The organism is Rhodopseudomonas sp. (assembly GCF_013377015.1).
In the GTDB taxonomy this organism is placed as follows: Bacteria; Pseudomonadota; Alphaproteobacteria; order Rhizobiales; family Xanthobacteraceae; genus JARJEH01.
Window position 1 is genome coordinate 295652 of the sequence record NZ_JACABA010000003.1, and the last position, 24870, is coordinate 320521.

Here is a 24870-nt window from a genome sequence, read left to right on the forward strand (position 1 = left end):
GCTAAACCAGCCCGCCGGCGTCGCTGACCTTGGCGAGCAGATAGTCGCTGTCGCCGAAGGTGCGTTCGATCATGGTCAGCCGCTTGAAGTAGTGGCCGATCTTGTACTCCATGGTCATGCCGACGCCGCCATGGAGCTGGATCGCCTGCTCGCCGACGAATTTCAGTGACTGGCCGACCTGCACCTTCGCCGCCGCGATGGCGTTGGCGCGTTCCTTCGGATCGTCGAAATCCACCGCCATGGTGGCGAACATCGCCATGCTGCGGGCCTGCTCGACCGCGACGAACATGTCGGCGGCGCGATGCTGCAGCACCTGGAAGCTGCCGATCGGCACGCCGAACTGGGTGCGGGTCTTGAGATATTCCACGGTCGAGCGCAGCGACTCGTCCATCGCGCCGACCGCTTCGGCGCAGATCGCCGTGCGGGCGTCGTCGACCACCTGCTCGATCAGCGGCAGGCCGCCCGCCGGATCGCCGATCGCCGCATCGGCGCCGACCTCGACGCCGGTGAAGGTGATGTCGGCAGCGTGCTGGCCGTCTTGGGTCGGATAGCCCTTCCGGGAGACGCCCTTGGCATTGCCCGGCACCAGGAACACGCCGACGCCATCGCGATCACGCTGGCCGCCCTTGGTGCGCGCGGTGACCACCAAAGTGTCGGCGTTCTCGCCGTTCAGCACCACGAATTTCTCGCCGTCGATCACCCAGCCTTTGTCGCTCTTCTTCGCCGAGGTCGCGACGTCGCCGAGATCGTAGCGCGAGTTCTTTTCCAACTGCGCGAAGGCGAAGGTCTTGCTGCCGTCGATCAGGCCGGGCAGATACGCGGCCTTCTGTTCAGCCGAACCGCCGCGTCGCAAAAAGCCGCCGCCGAGCACCACGGTGGCAAGATAGGGCTCGAGCACCAGCGCCTTGCCGAGCGCTTCCATCACGATCATGGTCTCGATCGCGCCAGCGCCGAAGCCGCCGTCGTCCTCGGAGAACGGCAGACCGAGCAGGCCCTGCTCGGCGAGCTTGCTCCACACCGCCTTGCTCCAGCCGCCCTTCTCGGCGGCGTATTTCTTGCGACTGTCGAAATCGTAGGCCGTCTTCAACAGCCCGTCGACGCTCTCCTTGAGAAGCCGCTGCTCCTCCGACAAATCAAAATCCATCTTGTTGTTCCCCTGCTAACCCGTTCGGCGTCCATGTAGTTGCGCCAACCTTTCCGCGTCATGGCCGGGCTTGTCCCGGCCATCCACGGCTGCGCGAAAGAAAGAACGTGGATGGCCGGGACAGGCAGCGCGAAGCGTTGCTTCGCACTGCCGCCCGGCCATGACGATTTAGCGCTACAGCCCCAGCACCGCCTTGGTGATGATGTTGCGCTGGATCTCGTTGCTGCCGCCGTAGATCGAGACCTTGCGGTTGTTGAAGTAGGAAGGCGCGATCTGCGCGGTCCAGTCCATTGCCTCGTTGCTACCCTCGTCGCCGTGGATGTCGTAGGGTGCGGCGAACGGGCCGATCACTTCCATCAGCAGTTCGGTGGTGGCCTGCTGGATTTCCGAACCCTTGATCTTCAGCACCGACGACGCCGGATTGGGCTTGCCCTTGCCGTGCTTGTGTTCGTCGGCGACGACGCGCAGTTGAGTCAGCTCGAGCGCCTTCAATTCGATCTCGACCAGCGCCAGCTTTTCGCGGAACTTGCGATCCTGGATGATCGGCTGGCCGCCGGACTCCACCTGCGACGCCAGTTCCTTGATGCGGCGGATCCGCTCCTTGGAGACGCCGACCCGGGCAATTCCGGTGCGCTCATTGCCGAGCAAGAACTTGGCGTAGTCCCAGCCCTTGTTCTCCTCGCCGACCAGATTCTCGACCGGCACCTCGACGTCGTCGAAGAACACTTCGTTGACCTCGTGGCCGCCGTCGATGGTCTGGATAGGGCGCACCGTGATCCCCTTCGACTTCATGTCGATCAGGATGAAGGAGATGCCGGATTGCTTCTTTGCCACGGGGTCGGTGCGGCACAGGCAGAAGATCCAGTCGGCGTATTGCGCCAGCGTGGTCCAGGTCTTCTGGCCGTTGACGATGTACTTGTCGCCCTTCTTCTCAGCCTTGGTCTTCAGCGAGGCCAGATCGGAGCCGGAGCCGGGCTCGGAGAAGCCCTGGCACCACCAGTCGTCGACGCTGGCAATGCGCGGAAGGAACTGCTTCTTCTGCTGCTCGTTGCCGAAGGTGTAGATCACCGGGCCGACCATCGAGACGCCGAAGGCGAGCGGCGCCGGCGCTGGCGCCATCTGCAATTCCTCGTTGAAGATGTAGTGCTGCACGGACGTCCAGCCGGTGCCGCCATATTCCTTCGGCCAGTGCGAGACGCCCCAGCCCTTCTTGTTCAGGATCCGCCACCACGTCACCATCTCGTCCTTGGAGGGGTGACGGCCCTCGATCAGTTTCTGCCGTGTCGCCGCGGGGACGTTCTCCTTGAAGAAGGTCCGCACTTCGTCGCGAAACGCTATTTCTTCCTTGCTGAAGCTCAGATCCATCGGACCCTCCTTTTAATTCGGTTCAGTATTATCATTACCTTGCGACATCGGCAGCGCGCCCCCTCTCCCATAGGGAGAGGGTTGGGGTGAGGGGGTACGGTCTCTCGTTAGCAAAGAACCCCTCACCCGCCCGGCTTCGCCGGTCGACCTCTCCCTATGGGAGAGGTGAAGTCAGCGCCCATGTCGGGCTCTGTTCAAAACCCTCAGTGCACGATCTCGAACAGGCCGGCGGAGCCCATGCCGCCGCCGACGCACATGGTGACGACCGCATATTTCGCCTTGCGGCGGCGGCCCTCGATCAGCGCGTGGCCGGCAAGCCGGGCGCCCGACATGCCGTAGGGATGACCGACCGCGATCGCGCCGCCATTGACGTTGATCTTCTCCGGATCGATCCCGAGCTTGTCGCGGCAATACAGCACCTGGACCGCAAAGGCTTCGTTCAGCTCCCACAGATCGATGTCGCCGACCGACAGGCCGTGACGCTTCAACAGCCGCGGCACCGCGAACACCGGGCCGATCCCCATCTCATCCGGCTCGCAGCCGGCGGAGACAAAGCCGCGGAAGATGCCGAGCGGCTTCAGACCCTTCTTGGCGGCAAGCGCGTCACTCATCACCACGGTGGCGCTGGCGCCGTCGGAGAGCTGGCTGGCATTGCCGGCGGTGATGGCAAAGCCCTCGCCGCGCACGGCCTTCAGGCTGGCGAGACCTTCGGCTGTGGTCTCGGGGCGCGGACCTTCATCCTTCGACAGCGTGACGTCCTTGAACGACACCTCGCCGGTGGCCTTGTCGGCGACGCCCATCTTGGTGGTGATCGCCGCGATCTCGTCGTTGAACTTGCCGCCCTGCTGCGCCGCGGCGGTGCGGCGCTGGCTTTCCAGCGAATACTCGTCCTGGCGCTCGCGCGAGATGCCGTAGCGCTTGGCGACCAGTTCGGCGGTGTCGAGCATCGCCATGTAGACGTCGCCCTTGATCTTCATCAGTTCGGGATCGACGGCGTGGAACTTGTTGGCGTGATCGTTCTGCACCAGGCTGATCGACTCGCCGCCGCCGGCGACCGCGATCTCGACGCCGTCGAACAGCACCGAACGCGCCGCCAGCGCGATCGCCTGCAGGCCCGAGGCGCATTGCCGGTCGATGGTGGTGCCGGCGACCGTGATCGGAAGCCCGGCGCGCAGCAGCGCCTTGCGGGCGATGTTGCCGCCAGTGGCGCCCTGCTGCATCGCGCAGCCCATCACCACGTCCTCGATCTCTTTCGGATCGAGCTTGGCGCGCGACACCGCGTGCTCGATGGCATGGCCGAGCAAGGTGGCGCCCTCGGTGGCGTTCAAGGCGCCGCGATAGGCTTTACCGATCGGCGTGCGTGCGGTGGAAACGATGACGGCGTCAGTCATGGGCGAATTCCTGTTGCGAGTTGTTGTTGTTCGGTTTGTGGCTGCTGATTACGTAGTTCGTGGCGCGACAATTTGCCGACCGAGGTGCGCGGCAACTCGTCGACGAATTCAAGCATCGCGGGCAACTCGTGCTTGCCTAGTTTGCCGGTGAGGAACGCGCGCAGTTCTTCGACGCCGAATGGCGCGGCGCCGGCGCGCAGCTTGACGAAGGCCTTCGCCGCCTCGCCACGATAGGCGTCGGGAACGCCGATCACGATCACTTCCTGCACCGCGGGATGTTCATAGATCGCCTGCTCGATCATCTGCGGATAGACGTTGAAGCCGCCGGAGATGATCATGTCCTTCTTGCGGTCGACCAGATAGAAATAGCCGTCTCTGTCCATATAGCCGATATCGCCGGTGAGGAAACGGTCGCCGACGAAGGCTTCGGCGGTCTCGTGCGGCCGGTTCCAGTAGCCCTTGGTGACGTTGGGTCCGCGAACTCGGATTTCACCGACCTCGCCCGGCGGCAACACCTTCGTCGAATCGTCGAGCGAGACCACGTCCATCTCGATGCCGGGCAGCATCAGCCCTATCGAGCCGGGCTTGTCCGGCCCCTCCAGCGGATGGCCGGTCCCGGGCGAGCAGGTCTCGGTCATGCCCCAGCCGCTCTTCAATTTCAGCTTGGTCTTGCGCTCGAAGATCCTGGCGACCTCGACTGGCAGCGGCGCGCCGCCGGAGCCGGCCATCGTCAGCGACGACAGGTCGCGGCGCTCCAGCGACGGATCGTTGGCGAGCGCGATCCACATCGTCGGCACGCCTGGAAACGACGTCGCGCGCTTCTCCTCGATGTCGCGAAACACCGCGGCGACATCGAAGCGCTGATGCAGTGAGATCAAATCGCCGAGCCGGATGCAGCGCAGCAGGATCACGGTCAGCGCGTAGATGTGGAACAGCGGCAGCACGCAGATCACACGCTCGGTAGTGTTCCGATCTGCCCTGCCGTTGGCGGTCCAAACATCGTAGATCGAGACCGCCGAAGTGAGATTGCCGTGGCTAAGCATCGCGCCCTTCGGCAGGCCGGTGGTGCCGCCCGTGTATTGCAGCAACGCGACATCGTCGGGATCGATCGAAGGCCACGCCGCCGGCGGCTTGGCGCCATCGCAGAATGCCGCGAAAGCAACGATGCGCGGATTGTCCGGCAGCGGAGTATGCGGATTGCCGACCGCGCCCCAATGGTCATCGGCGCAGACGATCAGCCGATCGAGCAGACCGTCGTCGAGAAATTTCAACGCGGTCGGCAGCAACGTCGCCAGATCGCTGGTGACCAGAATCCGCGCGCCCGAGTCGCGCAGCTTGTGCGACAGCGCGCGTTCGCCGTCGAGCGGCGACAGATGCACCACGCGCGCGCCGGCCTTCAGCGCGCCGAAGAAATTCACCGGGTGATCCGGCGAGTTGCCGAGAAACAGCGCCACCGAGGTGTCGCGGCCGTAGCCGGCGCGCAGAAACGCCGCAGCGGCGACCTCCGCCATCGCTTCGAGCTCGGTGTAGCTGATCGGGCGGTCGCGAAATTCGATCGCCGGCCGTGCGCCGAAATCCTTCGCCGCTTGCGACAACAGACCGGGCACCGTGCCGCGTGCGATCGGCGCATCCCAGCGCACGCCGTCGGGATAGAACTGCTCGCCGGGATGGGTCATGGGCGCAGGACTCGCTCGAATTGCGAACCGGGCACAGCGTTTCCGTTCCCTCCCCCCTTGCGGGGGAGGGTCAGGGAGGCGGGTAAGCCACCGGCACAGCGGCGCGTGGCCCCCCACCCCCGACCCCTCCCCGCAAGGAGGGGAGCAGTTGGCGCCACCTGCCCGATCTGCTGCGAAGCCATCACGCCGCCTTCGCCAGCTGGGTCAGCGAGGCGAAGGTCTTGCCTTCGGCGGCGAGGCGCGCCAACAGCGGCGACGGTTCCAGCGACGGATCGTTGGTCGCCTTGGCGTAGTACGACAGCCGCTCGGCGATGTGCTTGAGGCCGACCTGGTCGGCATAGAACATCGGGCCGCCGCGATAGATCGGCCAGCCATAGCCATAGAGCCAGATCACGTCGATGTCGCTCGGACGCGCCGCGATCCCCTCTTCCAGGATCCGCGCGCCCTCGTTGATCATCGGATACATCATCCGCTCGAGGATCTCGTCATCGCTGACCACGCGGCGCTTCAGGCCGAGCGTCTGCAGCGTCTTGTCGATCAGGGTCTCGACTTCCGGATCGGGCAGCGGCGCGCGCGAGCCGGCCTCGTATTTATAGTAGCCCTTCTGGGTCTTCTGGCCGTGACGACCGGCTTCATAGAGCGCGTCCGCGATCGGCGACTTGATGCCGCGATCCTGCCGCGAGCGCCAGCCGATATCGAGCCCGGCGAGATCGCCCATCGCGAACGGACCCATCGGCATGCCGAACTTGGTGACCACCGCGTCGACCTGCTGCGGCAGCGCGCCCTCGAATAGCAGCTTTTCGGCCTGCTTGCCGCGCTGCGCCAGCATCCGGTTGCCGACGAAGCCGTCGCAAACTCCGACCACAGCCGGCACCTTGGCAATCTTGCGCGCGATCGACACCGCGGTGAGCAACGCGTCCGGCGCGGTCTTGGCGGCGCGGACGATCTCACACAGCTTCATCACATTGGCCGGCGAGAAAAAGTGCATGCCGAGCACGTCCTGCGGACGCTTGGTCACCGCGGCGATGTCGTCGATGTTGAGATACGAGGTGTTGGAGGCCAGCACCGCGCCGGGTTTGGCATAGGCGTCGATCGCGGTGAACACTTCCTTCTTCACCGCCATGGTTTCGAACACCGCCTCGATGATCAGGTCGGCGCCCTTGACGTGCTCCAGCCCGACCACGCCGGTGATCAGCGCCATCCGCTTCGCCGGCGCATCGGCCGGAATGCCGCCGCGCGCCGCGGTGGCTTCGTAATTCTTCTGCATGATGCCCATGCCGCGCTTCAGCTGCTCCTCGCCGGTCTCGATCAGCGTCACCGGGATGCCGGCATTGGCGAACGACATCGCGATGCCGCCGCCCATGGTGCCGGCGCCGATGATGGCGACGCGCTCGACCGGACGCGGCTTGGTGCCCTCCGGCACGCCGGAGACCTTCGCCGCCTCGCGCTCGGCGAAGAACGCGTAGCGCTGCGCCTTCGACTGGTCGCTGGTCAGCAGCTTCATGAAGCCTTCGCGTTCCTTCTTCAGGCCCTCGTCAAACGGAAGATCGATCGCGGCGCCGACCGCGTCGGCGGCGGCGAACGGCGCTTCGAGGCCGCGGGCCTTCTTGGTCAAGGCCGCGACCGCGTTGGTGAAGATCGAACGATCGGCCTTCGCCGCCGCGAGCTTGGAATCGTCGTCGCGCAAACGGCGCAGCGGCCGCTTTTCCGCCAGTACCTTGCGCGCGAACGCCACGCCGCCGGCGGCGGGACCTTCGACGATCTCCTCGATCAATCCGTTCTTCAATGCTTCCGCCGCGCCGATCGGATCGCCGACCACGATCATCTTCACCGCCAATTCGGGACCGACCGCGCGCGGCAAGCGCTGGGTGCCGCCGGCGCCTGGTAACAACCCGAGTTTGACCTCCGGCAGGCCGAGCTTGGCGTCCTTGGTGGCGACGCGGAAATGACAACCAAGCGCAACTTCGAGCCCGCCGCCGAGCGCGGTGCCGTGGATCGCCGCGATCGTCGGCTTCGGCGAATTCTCCAGCGCGGCAATCACTTCGTTCAATCCGGGAGGCTGCGGCGGCTTGCCGAATTCGGTGATGTCGGCGCCGGCTATGAAAGTGCGGCCCGCGCAGGTCAGCACGATCGCCGCAACGGCGGGGTCGGCGACCGCGGCGTTGACGTTCTCCAGGATGCCGCGACGAACAGCCGCGCTCAGCGCGTTGACCGGGGGGCTGTTAACCGTGATGACGGCAACAGCATCATGGCTTTCACGCGTGACAACTTCGCTCATGCAGATCTCCCGGGGCTCTGTTTTTGTCTATTTCGCACTGCGAAATTTAATTCCACATCTTGACAGGGAGGGTTATTTTGAAGAGCGTCGCTTGTCAACGAAATCAATCGTGCAGGGAATGAAACGCTCAGCCAAAAAGCCTGCGACCGATCGCAGTTTCGTCGTCGCGCTGGCCCGCGGTCTCGATGTGCTGCGCGCATTTCGTCCCAATGACGGGCTTCTTGGCAATCAAGAGATCGCGGCCCGTACCAACTTGCCCAAGCCGACCATTTCGAGGCTGACCTACACCCTGACCAAGCTCGGCTATCTTACACAGGTTCCGCGGTTCGAGAAGTATCAGCTGGCGCCGGCGGCGATGTCGCTCGGCTATGCCGCGCTGGCCAATCTCGGGGTGCGGCATCTGTCGCAATCGTTCCGCGACGAATTGATGCAGCAGACCGGCGGCGCGGTCGCGGTCGGCGCCCGCGATCGCCTCAGCATGATCTATGTCGGCCAGGCGCGCTCGAGCCTCACCGTCGGGGTGCAACTCGACGTCGGCTCGCGGATCCCGATCGCAACGACGGCGATGGGACGCGCCTATATCACCGCGTTGCAGGGCGAGGAACGCGCTGCGTTAATGCGGGAACTTCGCGAACATTACGGCAGCCGCTGGCCGCGCGTGAAGGAGGGTATCGAACGCGCCGACGAGATGGTCGCCAAGCACGGCTTCGCAATATCGGCGGGCGAGTGGCAGGACGACGTGCACGCAGTGGGGGTACCGCTGACGCTCAACGACGGTACCGGTCCCTACGCGTTCAATTGTGGCGCGCCGGCATTCCGCTTCACGGAAGATCGGCTGCTGAACGACATTGGACCTCGCCTCGTGGCGATGGTAAGGAGCATCGAGGCAGCGCTCGGGGGAACGGCGGCGCCGCAATCAAAAAAAACAGACAACAAGAAAACAAAACCAGGAGGGAAAGTTGCCCGTGTGGTCGAGGGGATCAGATAGCCGTCGTCATGAGCCGGCGTGCGCGCCAGGCCGAAGCCGCCCGCTGCAGGGCCGCGGCATATGACGCAGGCTCAGTTGAAGAGGGAGCAATCTCCGTTGCTCGCGGTGCACGACGTCAGCGTCGTGTTCGGCGGCATCATCGCGTTGAACGGCGTATCGTTCGATATGCAGCAGGGCCAGATTCTCGGACTGATCGGCCCGAACGGCGCCGGCAAGACCACGCTGTTCAACTGCCTGTCGCGGCTGTATCAGCCGAGCAAGGGCGACATTCTGCTCGATGGCGAAAGCATTCTGACCCGGCCGCCGCACCGGATCGCGGAGATCGGCATCGGCCGCACCTTCCAGAACGTCGCCTTGTTCCCCAATCTCACCGTGCTCGATAACGTCCGCGTCGGCACCCATTCGCGCACTAACAGCGACATCATTTCGGACTCGCTGCGACTGCCCTGGGTGCGCAACGGCGAGGCCGCGCTGAACAAGCGGGTCGACGAAATCCTCGGCTATCTCGATCTGCGCGACGTCGCCCATACCACCGTCGCCGGGCTGCCGTTCGGCACCCAGAAGCGCGTCGAGCTGGCGCGCGCGCTGGCCGCGCAGCCGAAGATCCTGCTGCTCGACGAACCCGCCGGCGGTCTCAACCACGAGGAGGTCTACGTCCTCGGCGATCTGATCCGCCGCATCCGCGACGATCGCGGCGTCACCGTGCTGCTGGTCGAGCACCACATGGGGCTGGTGATGTCGATCGCCGACCACGTGGTGGCGCTGAATTTCGGCCGCAAGCTCGCCGAAGGAACGCCCGCCCAGGTTCAGGCCGATCCGGATGTCATCAAAGCCTATCTGGGGAGCAAAGATTCATGACCGCGATGCTCAATATCAGGGATCTCAAGGCCTATTACGGCCAGGTCCAGGCGCTTCACGGTCTCGAATTCGGTCTCAACGAGGGTAGTCTGACCACCCTGCTCGGCGCCAACGGCGCCGGCAAGACCACCACGCTGCGCGCGATCTGCAACATGGTGCGCTCCACCGGATCGATTGAATTCGAGGGCAAGCCGCTGTCCGGGCGCTCCACCGAAAACATCGTGCGGCTCGGCATCGCCCACGTGCCGCAGGGCCGCGGCACCTTCACCACCATGACGGTGGATGAGAACCTGCAGCTCGGCGCCATCACCCGCAAGGACCGCGCCGCGGTGACTTCCGACATCGAGCGGATGTACGCGCATTTTCCGGTGCTGAAGCAACGCCACACCCAGCAGGCCGGCACGCTGAGCGGCGGCGAGCAGCAGATGCTCGCGGTGGCGCGCGCGCTGATGTTGCGGCCACGGCTGATGCTGCTCGACGAGCCGTCGTTCGGCCTCGCGCCGCTGATCGTGCGCGACCTGTTCCGGATCCTCGGCAAAATCAACCGCGAGGACAAGGTCACTATCCTCGTGGTCGAGCAAAATGCCCAGCTCGCGCTGGAACTCGCCGACCAGGCCTACGTGATTGAAACCGGGCGCATCGTGATGTCCGGAAACGCCGACGACATCGCCAACAACGAAGACGTCCGCAAATCCTATTTGGGCTATTGAGGAGCCGGCCATGGAACTCTTGACCAATCAAATTCTGGCCGGCATTGCCACGGGCGCGATCTACGCCTGCATGGCGCTGGCGGTGGTGATGATCTACCAGGCGATCGATCACCTCAATTTCGCCCAGGGCGAAATGGCGATGTTCTCGACCTTCATCGCCTGGCAACTGATGCAATGGGGCGTGCCGTATTGGTGGGCCTTCCTCGCCACGCTGGCGCTGTCCTTCGCCGGCGGCGTCATCATCGAACGCGCGCTGTTCAAACCGCTGGCCAACGCGCCGATCCTGACCCACGTTGCCGGCTTCATCGCGTTGTTCGCGATCATCAACTCGGTCGCGGGCCTGACCTGGGACTTCACCATCAAGCAGTTCCCGACCCCGTTCGGTTCCTCGCCGTTCCTCGGCAGCCAGCTGATCTCGACCCATCAGGCCGGGATGATCGGCGTCACCCTGGTGCTGTTGTTGCTGCTCTACTTCTTCTTCCAGTTCACCCGGGTGGGGCTGGCAATGCGGGCCGCAGCGACGCTGCCGGAATCCGCGCGACTGGTCGGCATCAACACCTCCTGGATGGTGGCGCTGGGCTGGGGCATGGCGGCGGCGATAGGCTCGATCGCCGGCATGCTGATCGCGCCGGTGGTGTTCCTGGAGCCCAACATGATGGGCGGGGTGCTGATCTACGGCTTCGCCGCCGCGGTGCTCGGCGGGCTCACCAGCCCGTTCGGCGCGGTGGTCGGCGGCTTCCTGGTCGGCATTTTCGAAAACCTCGCCGGAACCTACATCCCGGGCGTGGGCAACGAACTGAAGCTGCCGATCGCGCTGGCGCTGATCATCACCGTGCTGGTCGTCAAACCCAATGGCCTGTTCGGCCGTGCCATCGTCAAGCGAGTCTGAACCATGAGCGCATTGCAGGAAATCGTCGACGTCACGCCGGTCGAGGCCACTCCGAAGAAGTACATCGCGCTGGGCGGCTACGCCTCGGTCGCGGTGTTGGTGCTGCTGATCGCGGCGCCATTGTTCGCGAAGAACTTCATCATCTTCCAGATGACGATGTGGCTGATCTACGCCATCGCCGTGCTGGCGCTGAACATCCTGACCGGCGGCAGCGGCCAGTTCTCGCTCGGCCAGAGCGCGTTCTACGCGGTCGGCGCCTATACGTCGGCGATCCTGATGGAGCATTTCAACGTCAACTACGCGCTGACGCTGCCGATTGCCGGCGTGATCTGCTTCGCCTTCGGCTATGTGTTCGGCCAGCCCGCGCTGCGGCTGTCCGGAGTGTATCTGGCGCTGGCGACCTTCGCGCTCGCCACCGCGATGCCGCAACTGCTCAAGCTCGGCTATTTCGAGCATTGGACCGGCGGCGTCCAGGGCTTGGTGGTCACCAAACCCGACGCGCCGTTCGGGCTGCCGATGTCGCAGGACATGTGGCTGTATTACTTCACGCTTGTGATCTCGATCATGATCTACGTGTTCTCGGTCAATCTGCTGAAATCGCGCTCCGGGCGCGCCATGATGGCGATCCGTGACAACGAGATCGCGGCCTCGGCGATGGGCGTCGACGTGGCGCTGTACAAGACGCTGGCGTTCGGCATCAGCGCCGGCATCACCGGCGTCGCCGGCGGCCTCGGCGCGATTGCGGTGCAGTTCGTGGCGCCGGACAGCTACACCATCCAGTTGGCGATCGCGCTGTTCCTCGGCATGGTGGTCGGTGGCGTCGGCTGGTTGCCGGGTTCGCTGGCGGGCTCCGCCTTTATCGTGTTCGTGCCCAACATCGCCGAGAGCGTCTCCAAGGGCCTGTCCGGCGCGGTGTTCGGCGCCATCCTGATCGTCATCATCTTCGTTCTGCCGCACGGCGCGCGACAGATCGCCTACCTATCCCAGCACTGGATCAACAAGCTGATCCACAAGTGAGCTGATCCAAAAGTAACCTGATCCAAAAGTGACCTGGCTTCGCGAGAAGCCAGCGAAAAACCCAGCCAAGGAGACCTTATGCTTTCTATCCAAAAACTAAGAATCGCCGCGATTTCGACGGCGGTCATTGCTTTCGCTGCCACCGGCGGCAGTGCGCTCGCCCAGAAGAAGTACGACACCGGCGCCACCGACACCGAGATCAAGATCGGCAACATCATGCCGTATAGCGGCCCGGCATCGGCCTATGGCATGATCGGCAAGACTGAAGAAGCCTACTTCAAGATGGTCAACGATTCCGGCGGCATCAACGGCCGCAAGGTCACCTTCATCAGTTATGACGACGCTTACAGCCCGCCGAAGGCCGTCGAGCAGGCCCGCAAGCTGGTGGAGAGCGACGAGGTGCTGCTGGTGTTCAACCCGCTCGGCACGCCGTCGAATTCGGCGATCCAGAAATACCTCAACGCCAAGAAGGTGCCGCAGCTGTTCGTCGCCACCGGCGCCACCAAATGGAACGACCCGAAGGACTTCCCCTGGACCATGGGCTGGCAGCCGAGCTACCAGAGCGAGGGCCAGATCTACGCCAAGTTCCTGCTCAAGGAGAAGCCCGACGCCAAGATCGCCGTGCTGTATCAGAACGACGATTTCGGCAAGGATTACCTGAAAGGGATCAAGGACGGGCTCGGCGCCAAGGCCGCGACGATGCTGATCGCCGAGGAAAGCTACGAGGTCTCGGAGCCGACCGTCGACAGTCACATCGTCAAGCTGAAGTCGCTCAACCCGGACGTCGTGATCAGCATCACCACGCCGAAATTCGCGGCCCAGACCATCAAGAAGATCGCCGAACTGAGCTGGAAGCCGTTGCAGATCGTCGCCAACGTCTCGTCGTCGATCGGCAGCGTGATGAAGCCCGCCGGATTCGAGGCGGCGCAGGACGTGCTGTCGGCGAACTACGGCAAGGACGCTTCCGACGAACAGTGGAAGAACGATCCGGGCATGAAGAAGTGGGCGGCGTTCGTCGACAAGTACCTGCCCGACGCCAACAGGATCGACAGCAACCTGGTCTACGGCTACGGCGCCGCGCAGACCCTGCACAAGGTGCTGGAGATGTGCGGCAACGACCTCACCCGCGCCAACGTCATGAAACAGGCCGCCAGCCTGAAGGACTTCACCACCGACACCCTGCTGCCGGGCGTCAAGATCAACACCTCCGCCACCGACTTCGCACCGATCAGCTCGTTGCAGATGATGCGGTTCAAGGGCGAGAAGTGGGAGCTGTTCGGCGACATCATCAGCGCCGACGCCACCGCCAACTGACGTCGCCGCCGGCCAGCCGGCGCGCCGCTCAAATAATCAGCCCCCGGCAACGAAATTGCCGGGAGCTTTTTGTTGCCGTGCATTTGTAAACGGTATTCAATCCCCTGACATCCGCCCGATCTCAAGAGGCGGTGAAATCCCAAGGATCAGGAGACTCCCCAACATGCGTTCCTCGAGGTCGAGACTGGCCACCCTTTCTGCCGCAGCATTGCTGATCGCCTGCACCAGCGGCGCGGCGCTGGCACAGAAGAAATACGATACCGGCGCGACCGACACCGAAATCAAGATCGGCAATGTCGAGGCCTATAGCGGCCCGGCTTCCGCCTACGGCATCATCGGCAAGACCGAGGACGCCTATTTCAAGATGATCAACGACGCCGGCGGCATCAACGGCCGCAAGATCAACTTCATCTCCTACGACGACGGTTACAGCCCGCCGAAGACGGTGGAGCAGGTGCGCAAGCTGATCGAGAGCGACGAGGTGCTGCTGGTATTCAACGCGCTCGGCACGCCGACGCAGAACGCGGTGCAGAAGTATCACAACGCCAAGAAGGTGCCGCAGCTGTTCCTCGCCACCGGCGCCAGCAAGTGGAACGATCCGAAAGATTTCCCCTGGACCATGGGCTTCCAACCGAGCTACCGGGTCGAGGCGCGAATCTTCGCCAAATACATCTTGAAGGCGAAACCCGACGCCAAGGTCGCGGTGTTCTACGCCAATGACGATTTCGGCAAGGACTACGTCGCCGGTCTGAAGGAAGTGTTCGGCGACAAGACTTCCAAGATCCTGATCGCCGAGGAAAGCTACGAGACCTCGGAGCCCTCGATCGACGGCCATATCGTCAAGCTGAAGGGCACCGGCGCCGACGTCTTCGTCAACATCTCGACGCCGAAATTCGCCGCCCAGGCGATCAAGAAGCTGGCCGAGCTGGAATGGAAGCCGATGCATGTGATGACCGACGTCTCGATCTCGATCGGCGCGGTGATGAAGCCGGCCGGCCTGGAGGCCTCCGAAGGGGTGCTGTCGGCAACCTATCTGAAGGACGCCTCTGACAGCCAATGGGCCGGCGACGCCGGGATGAAGAAGTTCCTCGCCTTCGTCGACAAGCATATGCCCGGCGCCAACGTCTCCGACACCAACATCGTCTACGGCTACACCGCGGCGCAGACCATGGTGCAGGTGCTGAAGCAGGCCGGCGACAATCTGACCCGCGACAACGTGATGAAGCAGGCGGCGGCGCTGAAGGATTTCGTGCCTGACACGGTGCTGCCGGGAATCAAGCTCAACACCTCGGCCACCGACTTCGCCCCGATCGAGCAGCTGCAAATGATGCAGTTCAAGGGCGGCAAGTGGGAGATGTTCGGCGACGTGATCAGCGCCGAGACCGGCGGGTAGTTCCAGCCGACTTTGCTGCAATGCAAAGCCCCCTGCGACACGGTCGCAGGGGGCTTTTTCTTGCCGTGCGGATACGGAAGGTATTGAATGGTACGCGAAGCTTGGCTTCCAAGAACAACAACAACAACAACACAATCAATACCAACAGGGAGATCCGAAATGCCTGCACTTCGATCGCATGCGCTTGCCGTCACGGCGGCCCTCGCCGTCAGCCTCGCGGCCGCGAGCGGCGCGTTCGCGCAAAAGAAATACGACACCGGCGCCACCGATACCGAGATCAAGATCGGCAACATTATGCCCTACAGTGGACCGGCGTCCGCCTACGGCGTGATCGGCAAGACCGAGGAAGCCTACTTCAAGAAGATCAACGCCGCCGGCGGCATCAACGGCCGCAAGATCAACTTCATCAGCTACGACGACGCCTACAGCCCGCCGAAGACGGTGGAACAGGCCCGCAAGCTGGTGGAAAGCGACGAGGTGCTGCTGGTCTTCAATTCGCTCGGCACGCCGCCGAATTCAGCAATCCACAAATACATGAACACCAAGAAAGTGCCGCAGCTTTTCGTCGCCACCGGCGCGACCAAGTGGAACGACCCCAAAAACTTTCCCTGGACCATGGGCTGGCAGCCGAACTACCAGTCCGAGACCCAGATCTACGCCAAATACATCCTGAAGAACCACCCCAATTCAAAGATCGCTGTGCTGTATCAGAACGACGACTACGGCAAAGATTATCTGAAAGGCTTGAAGGATGGCCTCGGCGCCAAGGCGGCCTCGATGATCGTGCTGGAGGAGAGCTACGAGACCTCGGAGCCGACCGTCGACAGCCACATTGTCAAGCTGAAATCAACCGGCGCCGACATCTTCGTCAACATCACGACGCCGAAATTCGCCGCGCAGGCGATCAAGAAGAACGCCGAGATCGATTGGAAGCCCCTGCACTTCCTCAACAACGTCTCCAGCTCGATCGGCAGCGTAATGAAGCCGGCCGGCTTCGAGAATGGACAGGGCGTTATTTCGGCGTCGTACCTCAAGGACGTCGCCGATACGCAATGGGACAACGATCCCGGAATGAAGGAATTTCTCGCGTTTCTTCAGAAGGATTTTCCCGAAGGCAACAAGCTCGACAGTTTCATCGTCACCGGCTACGGCGTGGCGCAGACCCTGGTCCAGGTCCTCAAGCAGTGCGGCGACAATCTCACCCGCGAGAACGTGATGAAACAGGCCGCCAGCCTGAAGGACTTCAGGACCGAAATGCTGCTACCGGGCATCAAAATCAATACCAGCGACTCCGACTTCGCGCCGATCAGCCAGCTACAGCTGATGAAATTCCAGGGCGAGAAGTGGGAGCTGTTCGGCGACGTGATCAGCGCCGACGTCGGCGGCTGACGCCGCGCTGATCGTGACGATTCACGACATCGACCCGGACGCTGATCGCGTCCGGGTCTTTTTCATGCAATGTCGATGGTCGTCTCTTCGCGACCGGCGACCGACGCTTGCTACGCCGCGGCGGCGATATTGATCGCGGACTCCGCAAGCGCGGTCAGCGATACGTCGGTCTTCTTTTCCTGCTGCAGGGTCTCATCGAGCAGCTTCACCGCGTCCTTCATGCCGAGCTGGGTGGCCCACTGCTTCAGGGTGCCATAGCGCGAGATCTCGTAGTGCTCGACCGCCTGCGCCGCCGCGAGCAACCCGGCGTCGAGCGCCTCGGTGCCCTTGTACTCGTCCATGATTTCCTTGCCCTCGTCGAGGATGCCCATGATCGCATCGCAGGTCTTGCCCCGCGCCGGCTTGTCGATCAGTTCGAACACCTGCTCGAGGCGTTCGATCTGGCCTTCGGTCTCGCCGTGATGCTTCTCGAACGCGGCGCGCAGCTTGTCGGAGGTGGCGGCTTTCGCCATCTTCGGCAGCGCTTTCAGAATCTGTTTTTCGGCGAAGTAGATATCCTTGAGGGTATCGAGGAAAAGATCATTGAGGTCCTTATCCTTCGCGGCGGCCATGATGCGCTCCATTGCGTTGTGGGTGTATTCCCGCGGCTCAACGCAAAATTTATGTCGAGGTTCCGCGCTGCTGCGAACAAAGCATCTCGGCGCCAGGTCCGGATTCGGACTCATGCAAGTGGCTGTCGTTGGTGTCGCCCGACGTTGCGCCGCGGTCCTGCGAAATTCTGCGTCACGGGTCGGTTCCTGAGCCCAGGGAACCGCGACTTGTGATGACCAAAACAATCGAGCTACGATCCGAAATCTGGATTTCCGGCCGAGGCGACTGCTGTTCTTGGACGCGCAGCCAGACGGATCGGCTCACATTTTGTCTCGGCGCGTCGGTATCGGATGGCGATGATGAAGAACCTGACGTTTGTTTCGTTCGATGTCGGCAACCGGGTGGCCGCCCACGCGCTTCATGTCGGGGACCGGATCAACACCGCGGGTTTCGAAGCCGAGGTGCTTTCGGCCGTTCCGCTCGCGATCAAGGTCGGAGTCAACGGCGTCGCGGTGCTGTTTCGCTACGGCGTTGCGGTTCTCGTCGGTTTGTCCGCCACCGAGGAGGCCAAATTCATGGAGAGTCTGGCCTCCCGGATCGGCGGCAAGCTCGCGGTCTATGAGGAGGAGACCGCGATCATCGAACTAGCGAACGACAGGCTCGATCAGGTCCCGGCCGGAGGCCCGATCCATGTCAAGGAAATGTCGGCGGAGCGACTGCTGGTGGTTGCCGACGTACTGGCAAAGAGCGTCGTGCTCGCGCATGGTGAGCGAGAAGTGGCCAAGGTGTTCGAGGTGATCGAACCCTTTGCCAGGGAATTGGCCGACCACGGCCGAACCCGCCGCGATCGCAAGGGCGTTCTGAAGCTGATCGGAAACGCGCTACTGGTGCAGCACCGGCTGTCCGGACGCGTCGCCATCACCGAAAAGCCGGACGCGCTGTGGGATCGTCCCGATCTGGAACGGCTCTACGCCCGCCTCGAAGACGAGTACGAACTCAAGGAGCGCGTCGATGCGCTCAACCAGAAGCTCGCGGTGATCGCCGAGACCGCCAACACGCTGGCGGACATCATCGATACACGACGCTCGCTCCGTCTCGAACTGATCGTCGTGCTGCTGATCGCATTCGAGATCGTGATGACCTTCTATCAGATCTTCGCGGGTCGGGGCCACTAACATCGCCAGCGCCGATGCTCACGCCGCCAGCGTGGTCTCGACCAGCTTGATCCAATACGAGGTGCCGAACACGATGGCGTCGTCGTTGAAGTTGTAGGCCGGGTGATGCAACCCGGCGCTGTCGCCGTTGCCGAGGAAGATGAAAGCGCCGGGGCGGGCTTCCAGCATGTAGGCGAAGTCCTCGGCGCCCATCAGCGGCGGCATGTCGTGGACATTGGCGTCGCCGGCGACGTCGCGCGCGATCTTCTGTGCAATCGCGGTCTGCGCAGCGTGATTCACCACCACCGGATAACCGCGCTCGTATTCGAGATCGATTTTCGCGCCGGTCATCTGCGCCACCCCGGAAACCACCTCGCGAACTCGCTTCTCGACCAGGTCGCGCACCTCGGCGGTCAGCGTCCGCACCGTACCCTTGAGTTCCGCGGTCTGCGGGATTACGTTGCGGGCATTGCCGGCGTGGAACTCGCAGATCGAGATCACCGCGGATTCCAGCGGATCGACGGTGCGCGAGACGATCGACTGCAGGGCCGCAACCAGCTGCGCGCCGACCAGCACCGAATCGATCGATTTGTGCGGCCGCGCGGCGTGGCCGCCGACGCCCTCGATCCGGATATCGATCGAATCGGTCGAGGCCATCACCGGGCCGGCCTTCAGCGCGAACGACCCGATCGGGATGCCGGGACCGTTGTGCATGCCATAGACCTGGTCGATCTTGAACCGGTCCATCAGGCCGTCCTTGATCATCGCGGCGGCGCCGGCGCCGCCCTCCTCCGCCGGCTGGAAGATCACCACCGCGTCGCCGGAGAAATTCCGCGTCTCGGCCAGATAGCGCGCGGCGCCGAGCAGCATCGCGGTGTGGCCGTCGTGGCCGCAGGCGTGCATCTTGCCGGGAACCGTCGAGGCGTAATCCAGCCCGGTGGCTTCCTCGATCGGCAGCGCGTCCATGTCGGCGCGCATTCCGATCACCTTGACGTCGCTGTCCGCCGCGGGCTTGCGGCCCTTGATGACGCCGACCACGCCGGTGCGGCCGAGCCCGGTGGCGACTTCGTCGCAGCCGAATTCCCGCAGCCGCTCCGCCACGAAGGCCGCGGTGCGGTCGACGTCGTACATCAGTTCGGGATGGGCATGGATATCGCGGCGCCAGGCCATGATGTCGGGCTGCAGATCGGCGACGCGGTTGATTACGGGCATGGGGCCTACATCTCGGTGAGAGAACCAGTTGAGATAGCCTAGCACGACCCGTGCCATCCGCCCAATACCGGCTGCAAGGCAACTGTACAGCGACCGAACCCACCGCTAAGCGTTGCCGACACCGCGTCGGCGGTGCAAAAAAAGCGGGTGGCAGGGATGGCGCAACGGATCGAGGGCGAGTTCGATTACATCGTGGTCGGCGCGGGAACGGCAGGTTGCATCGTCGCCAACCGGCTCTCGGCCGACCCGGCGCACCGGGTAATGCTGTTGGAGGCCGGCGGCAGCGACAACTGGATCTGGTTCCATATCCCGGTCGGCTATCTGTTCGCGATCGGCAATCCGCGCTCGGACTGGATGTTCCGCACCGAACCCGAGCCCGGTCTCAACGGTCGTTCATTGGCCTATCCGCGCGGCAAGGTGATCGGCGGCTGCTCGGCCATCAACGCCATGATCTCGATGCGGGGCCAGGCCGCCGATTACGACCACTGGCGCCAGCTCGGGCTCGCCGGCTGGGGCTGGGACGATGTGCTGCCCGCATTCCGGCGGCTGGAAGATCATTTTTTGGGCGACAGCGCGCTTCACGGCACGGGCGGCGGCTGGCGGATTGAAGCGGCAAGGCTGTCCTGGCCGATCCTCGACGCCGTCGGCGACGCCGCCGAGCAAATGGGGATTCCCTGGATCCGCGATTTCAACACCGGCGACAATGAAGGCGTCGGCTATTTCCACGTCAATCAGAAGCGCGGCCGGCGCTGGTCATCGGCGCGGGGCTTTCTGAAGCCGGCGCTGCACCGCCCCAATCTGCGGCTGGAAAAGAACGTGCTGGTCGATCGATTGATCGTCGAGCACGGCCGCGCTGTCGGCGTCCGCTTCATCCAGGGCGGCGAGATCGTCGAAGTCCGCTCGCGGCGCGAGGTGGTGCTGTGCGCCGGCTCGATCGGCTCCACCCAGGTGCTGCACCGCTCCGGGATCGGGCCTGCCGAATGGCTGGCGCCGCTCGGCATCGACACCGTGCTGGATCGTCCCGGCGTCGGGCGCAATCTGCAGGACCATCTGCAGCAACGCGCGATCTACAAAGTCGCCAACGTCCGCACCCTGAACGAGACCTATCATTCGCTGCCGCGGCGGGCGCTGATGGGGCTCGACTACGCGCTGCGGCGGCGCGGGCCGCTGACCATGGCGCCGTCGCAGCTCGGCATCTTCACCCGCTCCGACCCGGGCCAGGAGCGCGCCAATATCCAGTTTCATGTCCAGCCGCTGTCGCTCGACAAGTTCGGCGATCCGCTGCACCGCTTTCCGGCAATCACGGTCAGCGCCTGCAATCTGCGTCCGACCTCGCGCGGCGAGATCAAGATCAAGTCGGCCGCGCCCGATGCTGCGCCGTCGATTGCGCCGCATTACCTCACCACTGACGCCGACCGCCGCGTCGCCGCCGACGCGATCCGCGCCACGCGCCGGCTGATGCATCAACAAGCGCTCGCGCGCTATCATCCCGAGGAATATCTCCCCGGCCCCACGGTCGGCGACGACGACGCCGCGCTGGCCAAGGCCGCGGGCGATATCGGCACCACCATCTTCCATCCGGTCGGCACCGCAAAAATGGGGTTGCCGAGCGATCGGCTGGCCGTGGTCGACGCGAGGCTGCGGTTGTTCGGCATCGGCGGGCTGCGCGTGATCGACGCCTCGGTGATGCCGACGATTACGTCCGGCAATACCAATACGCCGACCGCGATGATCGCCGAGAAGGGCGCCTCGATGCTGCTCGAAGATTCCCGGCTGTCATGACCGAACGGCATCGCATTTGGGTCGAAACCGCCGGGCTGCGGCTTGCGCTGGTGCGATGGGGTGAGGCCGACCCGCGCAGGCCGCCGGCGCTGCTGCTGCACGGAACCGGCTTCGTTGCCGAGGTCTGGGACGAGATCGCAAATGCGCTGACCAGCAGATACACGGTCTATGCGCTCGACCGCCGCGGCCACGGCGCCAGCGACAAGCCGATCGCTGATCGCTATCACTTCCTGGATTTTGCGTCGGACCTGTGCGCGGCGATCAAGGCGTTGCAGCTGACCGGCATCTACGGCATCGGCCACAGCGCCGGCGCCACCGACCTGCTGCTCGCCGCCAAACTGCAGCCCGAACGCTTCGCCCGGCTATTCGTGATGGAGCCGACCGTGATGACGCCGACCGCGCATCCCGGCGACGGCGCGCGGCTGAGCGACCAGGGCACGGCCACGGTGCAGGGCGTGCTGCGCCGTCAGGTCGAATTCGCCAGCGCCGAGGCGGCGCTGCAACGCTTTCGCGCGGCGCCGGCCTTCGCGCCATGGACCGAACCGGCGCTGCGCGCCTACATCCGGCACGGTTTCGAACCGCTGCCCGATGGACGGGTGCGGCTGCTGTGCCGGCCGGAGATCGAAGCCGCGCTGCTGCTGCCGATTTACCAGGCGATCGAGCAGGTCTATGCCGACGACGACGGCGGCAATCCGTTCGGCTGGCTCGCCGAGATCGACTGTCCGGTGCGGATCGCCACCGCCGAACAGTCGTGGCCGATCTACAAGGAGATGGCGGCCCGCGCCGCTGCGCTGATCCCGGCCGCGAGCCGCTGCGCTTTCGACGGCGTCGGCCACTGCGTCGCCCAGGAGGCGCCCGAGCTACTGATCGCCGCGTTGGAAGAATTCGAGACCGCAGCGCGCTAAGGTGCGGCGCGCCGGAGACGGCGTCGTCACGACATCGTCATCGCCCGGGCGTCGGCTTTGTCGGCCCCGCCCGGGAATAAACCCCCGCCCTGCCCGATCCAGTCCCTGAGACCCAATCAAGGGTCGCGGGAGAGTGGCCATGAGCGATCACGATCACCACGACGGCGTCAGCCGCCGCAAGATGCTGGAATGCATGACCTGGGCCGGCACCGGCGTGCTGTGGACGGTGTCGGGCGGCGTGCCGCGGGCGCTGGGGCTGGTCGGCGAAGCGCAGGCCGCGGAGCCGGTCGGATTCTCCTTCCTGCAGATCAGCGACAGCCATGTCGGCTTCAGCAAGCCGGCCAATCCCAACGCGATCGGCACGCTCGAGGAAGCGATCGGCAAGATCAAGGCGATGCCGACGAAGCCGTCCTTCATGATCCACACCGGCGATATCACGCATCTCGCCAAGGCGGCAGAATTCGACGATGCCGAGCGCATCATCTCGCAGGCCAAGCTCGACGTGCACTACGTCCCCGGCGAGCACGACATGATTGACGAAGAAATCAAGCTCTATCGCGAACGCTACGGCCGCGGCACCAAGGGCGCCGGCTGGTACTCGTTCGACGCCAATGGCGTGCACTTCATCGGCCTCGTCAACGTCGTCGACCTCAAGGCCGGCGGGCTTGGCAATCTCGGCGCCGACCAACTCGAATGGCTGGAAGACGACCTTCGCGGCAGATCGACATCCACCCCGATCGTGGTGTTCGCCCACATCCCGCTATGGACGGTGTATCCGGAGTGGGGCTGGGGCACCGCGGACGGCGCCCGCGCGCTCGACTATCTGAAGGGTTTTGGCTCGGTCACCGTGCTGAACGGCCACATCCATCAGGTGATGCAGAAGGTCGAGGGCAACGTCACCTTCCACACCGCGCGTTCGACCGCGTTTCCGCAGCCGGCGCCCGGCACCGCACCCTCGCCCGGCCCGATGAAGGTCGCCGACGACAAGCTCCGCAGCCTGCTCGGCACCGCCAGCATCGTGTTCAAGCCGGGGCAGCAGCGCCTGGCGATCATCGACACCCCGTTACAGAGCTGAGGTGCGATGATGACAATTGCAACAATACGCCATCTCGCGATCCGCTGCGCCGTCGCCGCGTTCATGGCGTCGCAGATTTCGGCCGTGCGCTGCGAGACCGTGTCAGTGACAATCGACAATTTCACCTTCGCCCCGGCGCAGCTCACGGTGAAGGTCGGCTCGACGGTGACCTGGACCAACCACGACGACATTCCGCATACCGTGGTGTCAGCCGGCAAATTCAAGTCGAAAACGCTCGATACCGACGACAGCTACTCATTCACTTTCGCGACAGCGGGCGACTACAAGTATTTTTGTTCGCTGCATCCCCATATGACCGGGACGATCAAGGTTGAGTGACAAGCCAAATCAGGCCATCACACTGGACCGGCCGATGCCTCGCATCGGCCGGTCCACAATTGAAAAGGCGACGCCGGTGACAGCCGTGGATGACGATCTCGATCAGGCCCGGCGTTTTCGCGACGCCGCGATGCCTTTGCTCGACGACGTCTATACGCTGGCGCGCTACCTGCTGCGCGACGCCAATGACGCCGAGGACGCGGTGCAGGAATGCTACCTGCGCGCGCTGAAGCATTTTCACAGCTACCGCGGTCCCGCGTTCAAGCCGTGGCTGTTCGCGATCCTGCGCAACGTCTGTAACGCCGAACACGCGCGGCGCGCGACGTCGCCGACCACCGCGATCGACGATCGACACGACGAGGCCGAACGCGCCGCGCCGCTGTGGCAGGAGACCGAGGCGACGCCGGAAGTGCAACTGCTGCGCCGGTTCGATGCGGCGACCATCCGCCGCCTGGTCGCCGAACTCGAGCCGGCGTTTCGTGAGGCGATCGTGCTGCGCGAAATCCACCATCTGTCCTATCGCGAGATCGCCGATATCGTCGCTGCCCCGGTCGGCACCGTGATGTCGCGGCTGTCGCGCGCCCGCGCGCTGCTGCGCGCCGCCTGGACCGCCGAACAGGAGCGCATGCCATGACCTGCGACGAGGCCGAAATTCTGCTGCACGCGCTGCTCGACGGCGAACTCGACGCCAGCCACAGCCGCGAGGTCGAGGCGCACCTCGAAACCTGTCCGCGTTGCGCCGCACAGCTGCGCGCCTATCGCGACATGACCAGCGCCATCGTGGCGAGCGAGCCGCATTTCGCGGCACCTTCGGCGCTGCGCCAGCGCATCGCGGCCGCGCTGCCGCAACCGCAACCGCGCGCGGCCAGCCGCCGCGCGGTGCTGAAGGGTTTTGCGTTCGGCTCGGCGCTGTCGGCAATGGCCGCGACCGGGATCGTCGTGATGGTGCTTCGCGCCGACGACGAGCAGCGCATCATGTCCGAGGTGGTCTCCGCGCATCTGCGCTCGTTGCAGGCCGGGCACCTCACCGATGTACTGTCCAGCGACCAGCACACGGTGAAACCGTGGTTCAACGGCCGCCTCGACGTCTCGCCGCCGGTGATCGATCTGACCGCGCAGGGCTTCACCCTGATCGGCGGACGGCTGGATTATGTCGACGGCCGCGCGATCGGCGCGATCGTGTACCGGCGCCGGATCCATGTCATTAATCTGTTCGTGGCGCAGACCGCGAGCAGCGAACGCCAGGCATCAAAGATCGAAACCGTACAGGGCTTCAACATCAGGCGCTGGCGCGATCGGGGGCTGAATTTCTGGGCGGTCAGCGACGTTGCGGCCGACGAATTGTCCGAGTTCGGCGACAAGTTCGAATCGGCGATGCGAACTGCCAATCCGGGATGACG

General features: G+C 64.2%; 22 protein-coding genes. 15 read left to right on the forward strand and 7 right to left on the reverse strand.

From position 1 onward, the window contains the following. Window position 1 precedes the first annotated feature (1 nt). From pimD to HXX15_RS16550, 5 genes are all read right to left on the reverse strand, one after another. The gene (gene pimD, locus HXX15_RS16530; protein ID WP_296517408.1) at window positions 2–1144 is read right to left on the reverse strand and encodes a pimeloyl-CoA dehydrogenase small subunit; all 1143 of its coding nucleotides are present in this window, start codon (window positions 1142–1144) and stop codon (window positions 2–4) included. Window positions 1145–1318: 174 nt separating this feature from the next. Further along, complete coding sequence (pimC, locus tag HXX15_RS16535) at window positions 1319–2509, reverse strand: pimeloyl-CoA dehydrogenase large subunit (protein ID WP_296517409.1); 1191 nt, start codon at window positions 2507–2509, stop codon at window positions 1319–1321. A gap of 203 nt (window positions 2510–2712) precedes the next feature. After that, complete coding sequence (locus tag HXX15_RS16540) at window positions 2713–3900, reverse strand: acetyl-CoA C-acyltransferase (RefSeq protein ID WP_296517410.1); 1188 nt, start codon at window positions 3898–3900, stop codon at window positions 2713–2715. Continuing rightward, on the reverse strand, window positions 3897–5576 hold the full coding sequence (gene pimA / locus HXX15_RS16545; RefSeq protein WP_296517411.1) for a dicarboxylate--CoA ligase PimA: 1680 nt from the start codon (window positions 5574–5576) through the stop codon (window positions 3897–3899). The genes HXX15_RS16540 and pimA overlap by 4 nt, the downstream gene beginning before the upstream one ends. 181 nt (window positions 5577–5757) lie before the next feature. Beyond that, a complete protein-coding gene (locus tag HXX15_RS16550) occupies window positions 5758–7854 on the reverse strand; it encodes a 3-hydroxyacyl-CoA dehydrogenase NAD-binding domain-containing protein (protein ID WP_296517412.1) in 2097 nt (698 codons plus the stop codon). 118 nt (window positions 7855–7972) lie between these two features. Between HXX15_RS16550 and HXX15_RS16555 the strand changes: the two genes are divergently transcribed. The 8 genes from HXX15_RS16555 (at window position 7973) to HXX15_RS16590 (ending at window position 16412) form a co-directional block, all read left to right on the forward strand. Further along, a complete protein-coding gene (locus HXX15_RS16555) occupies window positions 7973–8842 on the forward strand; it encodes an IclR family transcriptional regulator (RefSeq protein ID WP_296517603.1) in 870 nt (289 codons plus the stop codon). 60 nt (window positions 8843–8902) lie between these two features. Beyond that, window positions 8903–9700, forward strand: a complete 798-nt coding sequence (locus HXX15_RS16560) for an ABC transporter ATP-binding protein (protein WP_296517413.1) — start codon at window positions 8903–8905, stop codon at window positions 9698–9700. Continuing rightward, the gene (locus tag HXX15_RS16565; RefSeq protein WP_296517414.1) at window positions 9697–10410 is read left to right on the forward strand and encodes an ABC transporter ATP-binding protein; all 714 of its coding nucleotides are present in this window, start codon (window positions 9697–9699) and stop codon (window positions 10408–10410) included. Before HXX15_RS16560 ends, HXX15_RS16565 begins: the two co-directional genes overlap by 4 nt. Before the next feature lie 10 nt (window positions 10411–10420). Beyond that, window positions 10421–11299 carry a branched-chain amino acid ABC transporter permease gene (locus HXX15_RS16570; RefSeq protein WP_296517415.1) on the forward strand — a complete coding sequence of 293 codons (879 nt, stop codon included), beginning with the start codon at window positions 10421–10423 and terminating at the stop codon, window positions 11297–11299. Between the two features lie 3 nt (window positions 11300–11302). Next, window positions 11303–12316: a branched-chain amino acid ABC transporter permease gene (locus HXX15_RS16575; protein ID WP_296517416.1), complete on the forward strand. Its 1014-nt coding sequence runs from the start codon at window positions 11303–11305 to the stop codon at window positions 12314–12316. A 78-nt stretch (window positions 12317–12394) separates the two neighbouring features. Next, on the forward strand, window positions 12395–13630 hold the full coding sequence (locus tag HXX15_RS16580) for an ABC transporter substrate-binding protein (RefSeq protein ID WP_296517417.1): 1236 nt from the start codon (window positions 12395–12397) through the stop codon (window positions 13628–13630). 163 nt (window positions 13631–13793) lie between these two features. Next, window positions 13794–15023, forward strand: a complete 1230-nt coding sequence (locus HXX15_RS16585; RefSeq protein WP_296517418.1) for an ABC transporter substrate-binding protein — start codon at window positions 13794–13796, stop codon at window positions 15021–15023. A 159-nt stretch (window positions 15024–15182) separates the two neighbouring features. Further along, window positions 15183–16412 (forward strand): ABC transporter substrate-binding protein, encoded by a 1230-nt coding sequence (locus HXX15_RS16590; RefSeq protein ID WP_296517419.1) that lies wholly within the window; start codon window positions 15183–15185, stop codon window positions 16410–16412. A 110-nt stretch (window positions 16413–16522) separates the two neighbouring features. On the opposite strand, the gene HXX15_RS16595 is transcribed toward HXX15_RS16590, so the two are convergent. After that, the gene (locus tag HXX15_RS16595) at window positions 16523–17023 is read right to left on the reverse strand and encodes a ferritin-like domain-containing protein (protein ID WP_296517420.1); all 501 of its coding nucleotides are present in this window, start codon (window positions 17021–17023) and stop codon (window positions 16523–16525) included. Window positions 17024–17362: 339 nt separating this feature from the next. On the opposite strand from HXX15_RS16595, the gene HXX15_RS16600 reads away from it, so the two are divergent. Next, window positions 17363–18178, forward strand: a complete 816-nt coding sequence (locus HXX15_RS16600) for an RMD1 family protein (protein WP_296517422.1) — start codon at window positions 17363–17365, stop codon at window positions 18176–18178. An 18-nt stretch (window positions 18179–18196) separates the two neighbouring features. On the opposite strand, the gene HXX15_RS16605 is transcribed toward HXX15_RS16600, so the two are convergent. Next, window positions 18197–19369, reverse strand: a complete 1173-nt coding sequence (locus tag HXX15_RS16605; RefSeq protein ID WP_296517424.1) for a M20 aminoacylase family protein — start codon at window positions 19367–19369, stop codon at window positions 18197–18199. A gap of 156 nt (window positions 19370–19525) precedes the next feature. On the opposite strand from HXX15_RS16605, the gene HXX15_RS16610 reads away from it, so the two are divergent. The 6 genes from HXX15_RS16610 (at window position 19526) to HXX15_RS16635 (ending at window position 24868) form a co-directional block, all read left to right on the forward strand. Then, window positions 19526–21151 (forward strand): GMC family oxidoreductase N-terminal domain-containing protein, encoded by a 1626-nt coding sequence (locus tag HXX15_RS16610; protein WP_296517426.1) that lies wholly within the window; start codon window positions 19526–19528, stop codon window positions 21149–21151. Next, the gene (locus HXX15_RS16615; protein ID WP_296517427.1) at window positions 21148–22056 is read left to right on the forward strand and encodes an alpha/beta hydrolase; all 909 of its coding nucleotides are present in this window, start codon (window positions 21148–21150) and stop codon (window positions 22054–22056) included. Before HXX15_RS16610 ends, HXX15_RS16615 begins: the two co-directional genes overlap by 4 nt. Before the next feature lie 139 nt (window positions 22057–22195). Further along, entirely contained in the window at window positions 22196–23131 is a 936-nt protein-coding gene (locus HXX15_RS16620) for a metallophosphoesterase (RefSeq protein ID WP_296517428.1), read from the forward strand. A 9-nt stretch (window positions 23132–23140) separates the two neighbouring features. Next, window positions 23141–23470: a cupredoxin family copper-binding protein gene (locus HXX15_RS16625; protein WP_296517429.1), complete on the forward strand. Its 330-nt coding sequence runs from the start codon at window positions 23141–23143 to the stop codon at window positions 23468–23470. Window positions 23471–23600: 130 nt separating this feature from the next. After that, a complete protein-coding gene (locus tag HXX15_RS16630; protein ID WP_296517604.1) occupies window positions 23601–24104 on the forward strand; it encodes a sigma-70 family RNA polymerase sigma factor in 504 nt (167 codons plus the stop codon). Continuing rightward, a complete protein-coding gene (locus tag HXX15_RS16635) occupies window positions 24101–24868 on the forward strand; it encodes an anti-sigma factor (protein ID WP_296517430.1) in 768 nt (255 codons plus the stop codon). Before HXX15_RS16630 ends, HXX15_RS16635 begins: the two co-directional genes overlap by 4 nt. The last annotated feature ends 2 nt before the right edge of the window (window positions 24869–24870 follow it).

What these genes read in the sequence shown, in the direction of transcription:
- HXX15_RS16590 (WP_296517419.1), top strand. Translation starts at nt 15,183, where the DNA reads ATGCCTGCACTTCGATCGCATGCGCTTGCCGTCACGGCGGCCCTCGCC.
- HXX15_RS16540 (WP_296517410.1), bottom strand. Translation starts at nt 3,900, where the DNA reads ATGACTGACGCCGTCATCGTTTCCACCGCACGCACGCCGATCGGTAAA.
- HXX15_RS16610 (WP_296517426.1), top strand. Translation starts at nt 19,526, where the DNA reads ATGGCGCAACGGATCGAGGGCGAGTTCGATTACATCGTGGTCGGCGCG.
- HXX15_RS16625 (WP_296517429.1), top strand. Translation starts at nt 23,141, where the DNA reads ATGACAATTGCAACAATACGCCATCTCGCGATCCGCTGCGCCGTCGCC.
- HXX15_RS16560 (WP_296517413.1), top strand. Translation starts at nt 8,903, where the DNA reads ATGACGCAGGCTCAGTTGAAGAGGGAGCAATCTCCGTTGCTCGCGGTG.
- HXX15_RS16635 (WP_296517430.1), top strand. Translation starts at nt 24,101, where the DNA reads ATGACCTGCGACGAGGCCGAAATTCTGCTGCACGCGCTGCTCGACGGC.
- pimA (WP_296517411.1), bottom strand. Translation starts at nt 5,576, where the DNA reads ATGACCCATCCCGGCGAGCAGTTCTATCCCGACGGCGTGCGCTGGGAT.
- HXX15_RS16600 (WP_296517422.1), top strand. Translation starts at nt 17,363, where the DNA reads ATGAAGAACCTGACGTTTGTTTCGTTCGATGTCGGCAACCGGGTGGCC.
- HXX15_RS16570 (WP_296517415.1), top strand. Translation starts at nt 10,421, where the DNA reads ATGGAACTCTTGACCAATCAAATTCTGGCCGGCATTGCCACGGGCGCG.
- HXX15_RS16550 (WP_296517412.1), bottom strand. Translation starts at nt 7,854, where the DNA reads ATGAGCGAAGTTGTCACGCGTGAAAGCCATGATGCTGTTGCCGTCATC.
- HXX15_RS16585 (WP_296517418.1), top strand. Translation starts at nt 13,794, where the DNA reads ATGCGTTCCTCGAGGTCGAGACTGGCCACCCTTTCTGCCGCAGCATTG.
- pimC (WP_296517409.1), bottom strand. Translation starts at nt 2,509, where the DNA reads ATGGATCTGAGCTTCAGCAAGGAAGAAATAGCGTTTCGCGACGAAGTG.
- HXX15_RS16605 (WP_296517424.1), bottom strand. Translation starts at nt 19,369, where the DNA reads ATGCCCGTAATCAACCGCGTCGCCGATCTGCAGCCCGACATCATGGCC.
- HXX15_RS16575 (WP_296517416.1), top strand. Translation starts at nt 11,303, where the DNA reads ATGAGCGCATTGCAGGAAATCGTCGACGTCACGCCGGTCGAGGCCACT.
- HXX15_RS16630 (WP_296517604.1), top strand. Translation starts at nt 23,601, where the DNA reads ATGCCTTTGCTCGACGACGTCTATACGCTGGCGCGCTACCTGCTGCGC.
- HXX15_RS16620 (WP_296517428.1), top strand. Translation starts at nt 22,196, where the DNA reads ATGAGCGATCACGATCACCACGACGGCGTCAGCCGCCGCAAGATGCTG.
- HXX15_RS16565 (WP_296517414.1), top strand. Translation starts at nt 9,697, where the DNA reads ATGACCGCGATGCTCAATATCAGGGATCTCAAGGCCTATTACGGCCAG.
- HXX15_RS16615 (WP_296517427.1), top strand. Translation starts at nt 21,148, where the DNA reads ATGACCGAACGGCATCGCATTTGGGTCGAAACCGCCGGGCTGCGGCTT.
- pimD (WP_296517408.1), bottom strand. Translation starts at nt 1,144, where the DNA reads ATGGATTTTGATTTGTCGGAGGAGCAGCGGCTTCTCAAGGAGAGCGTC.
- HXX15_RS16580 (WP_296517417.1), top strand. Translation starts at nt 12,395, where the DNA reads ATGCTTTCTATCCAAAAACTAAGAATCGCCGCGATTTCGACGGCGGTC.
- HXX15_RS16555 (WP_296517603.1), top strand. Translation starts at nt 7,973, where the DNA reads ATGAAACGCTCAGCCAAAAAGCCTGCGACCGATCGCAGTTTCGTCGTC.
- HXX15_RS16595 (WP_296517420.1), bottom strand. Translation starts at nt 17,023, where the DNA reads ATGGCCGCCGCGAAGGATAAGGACCTCAATGATCTTTTCCTCGATACC.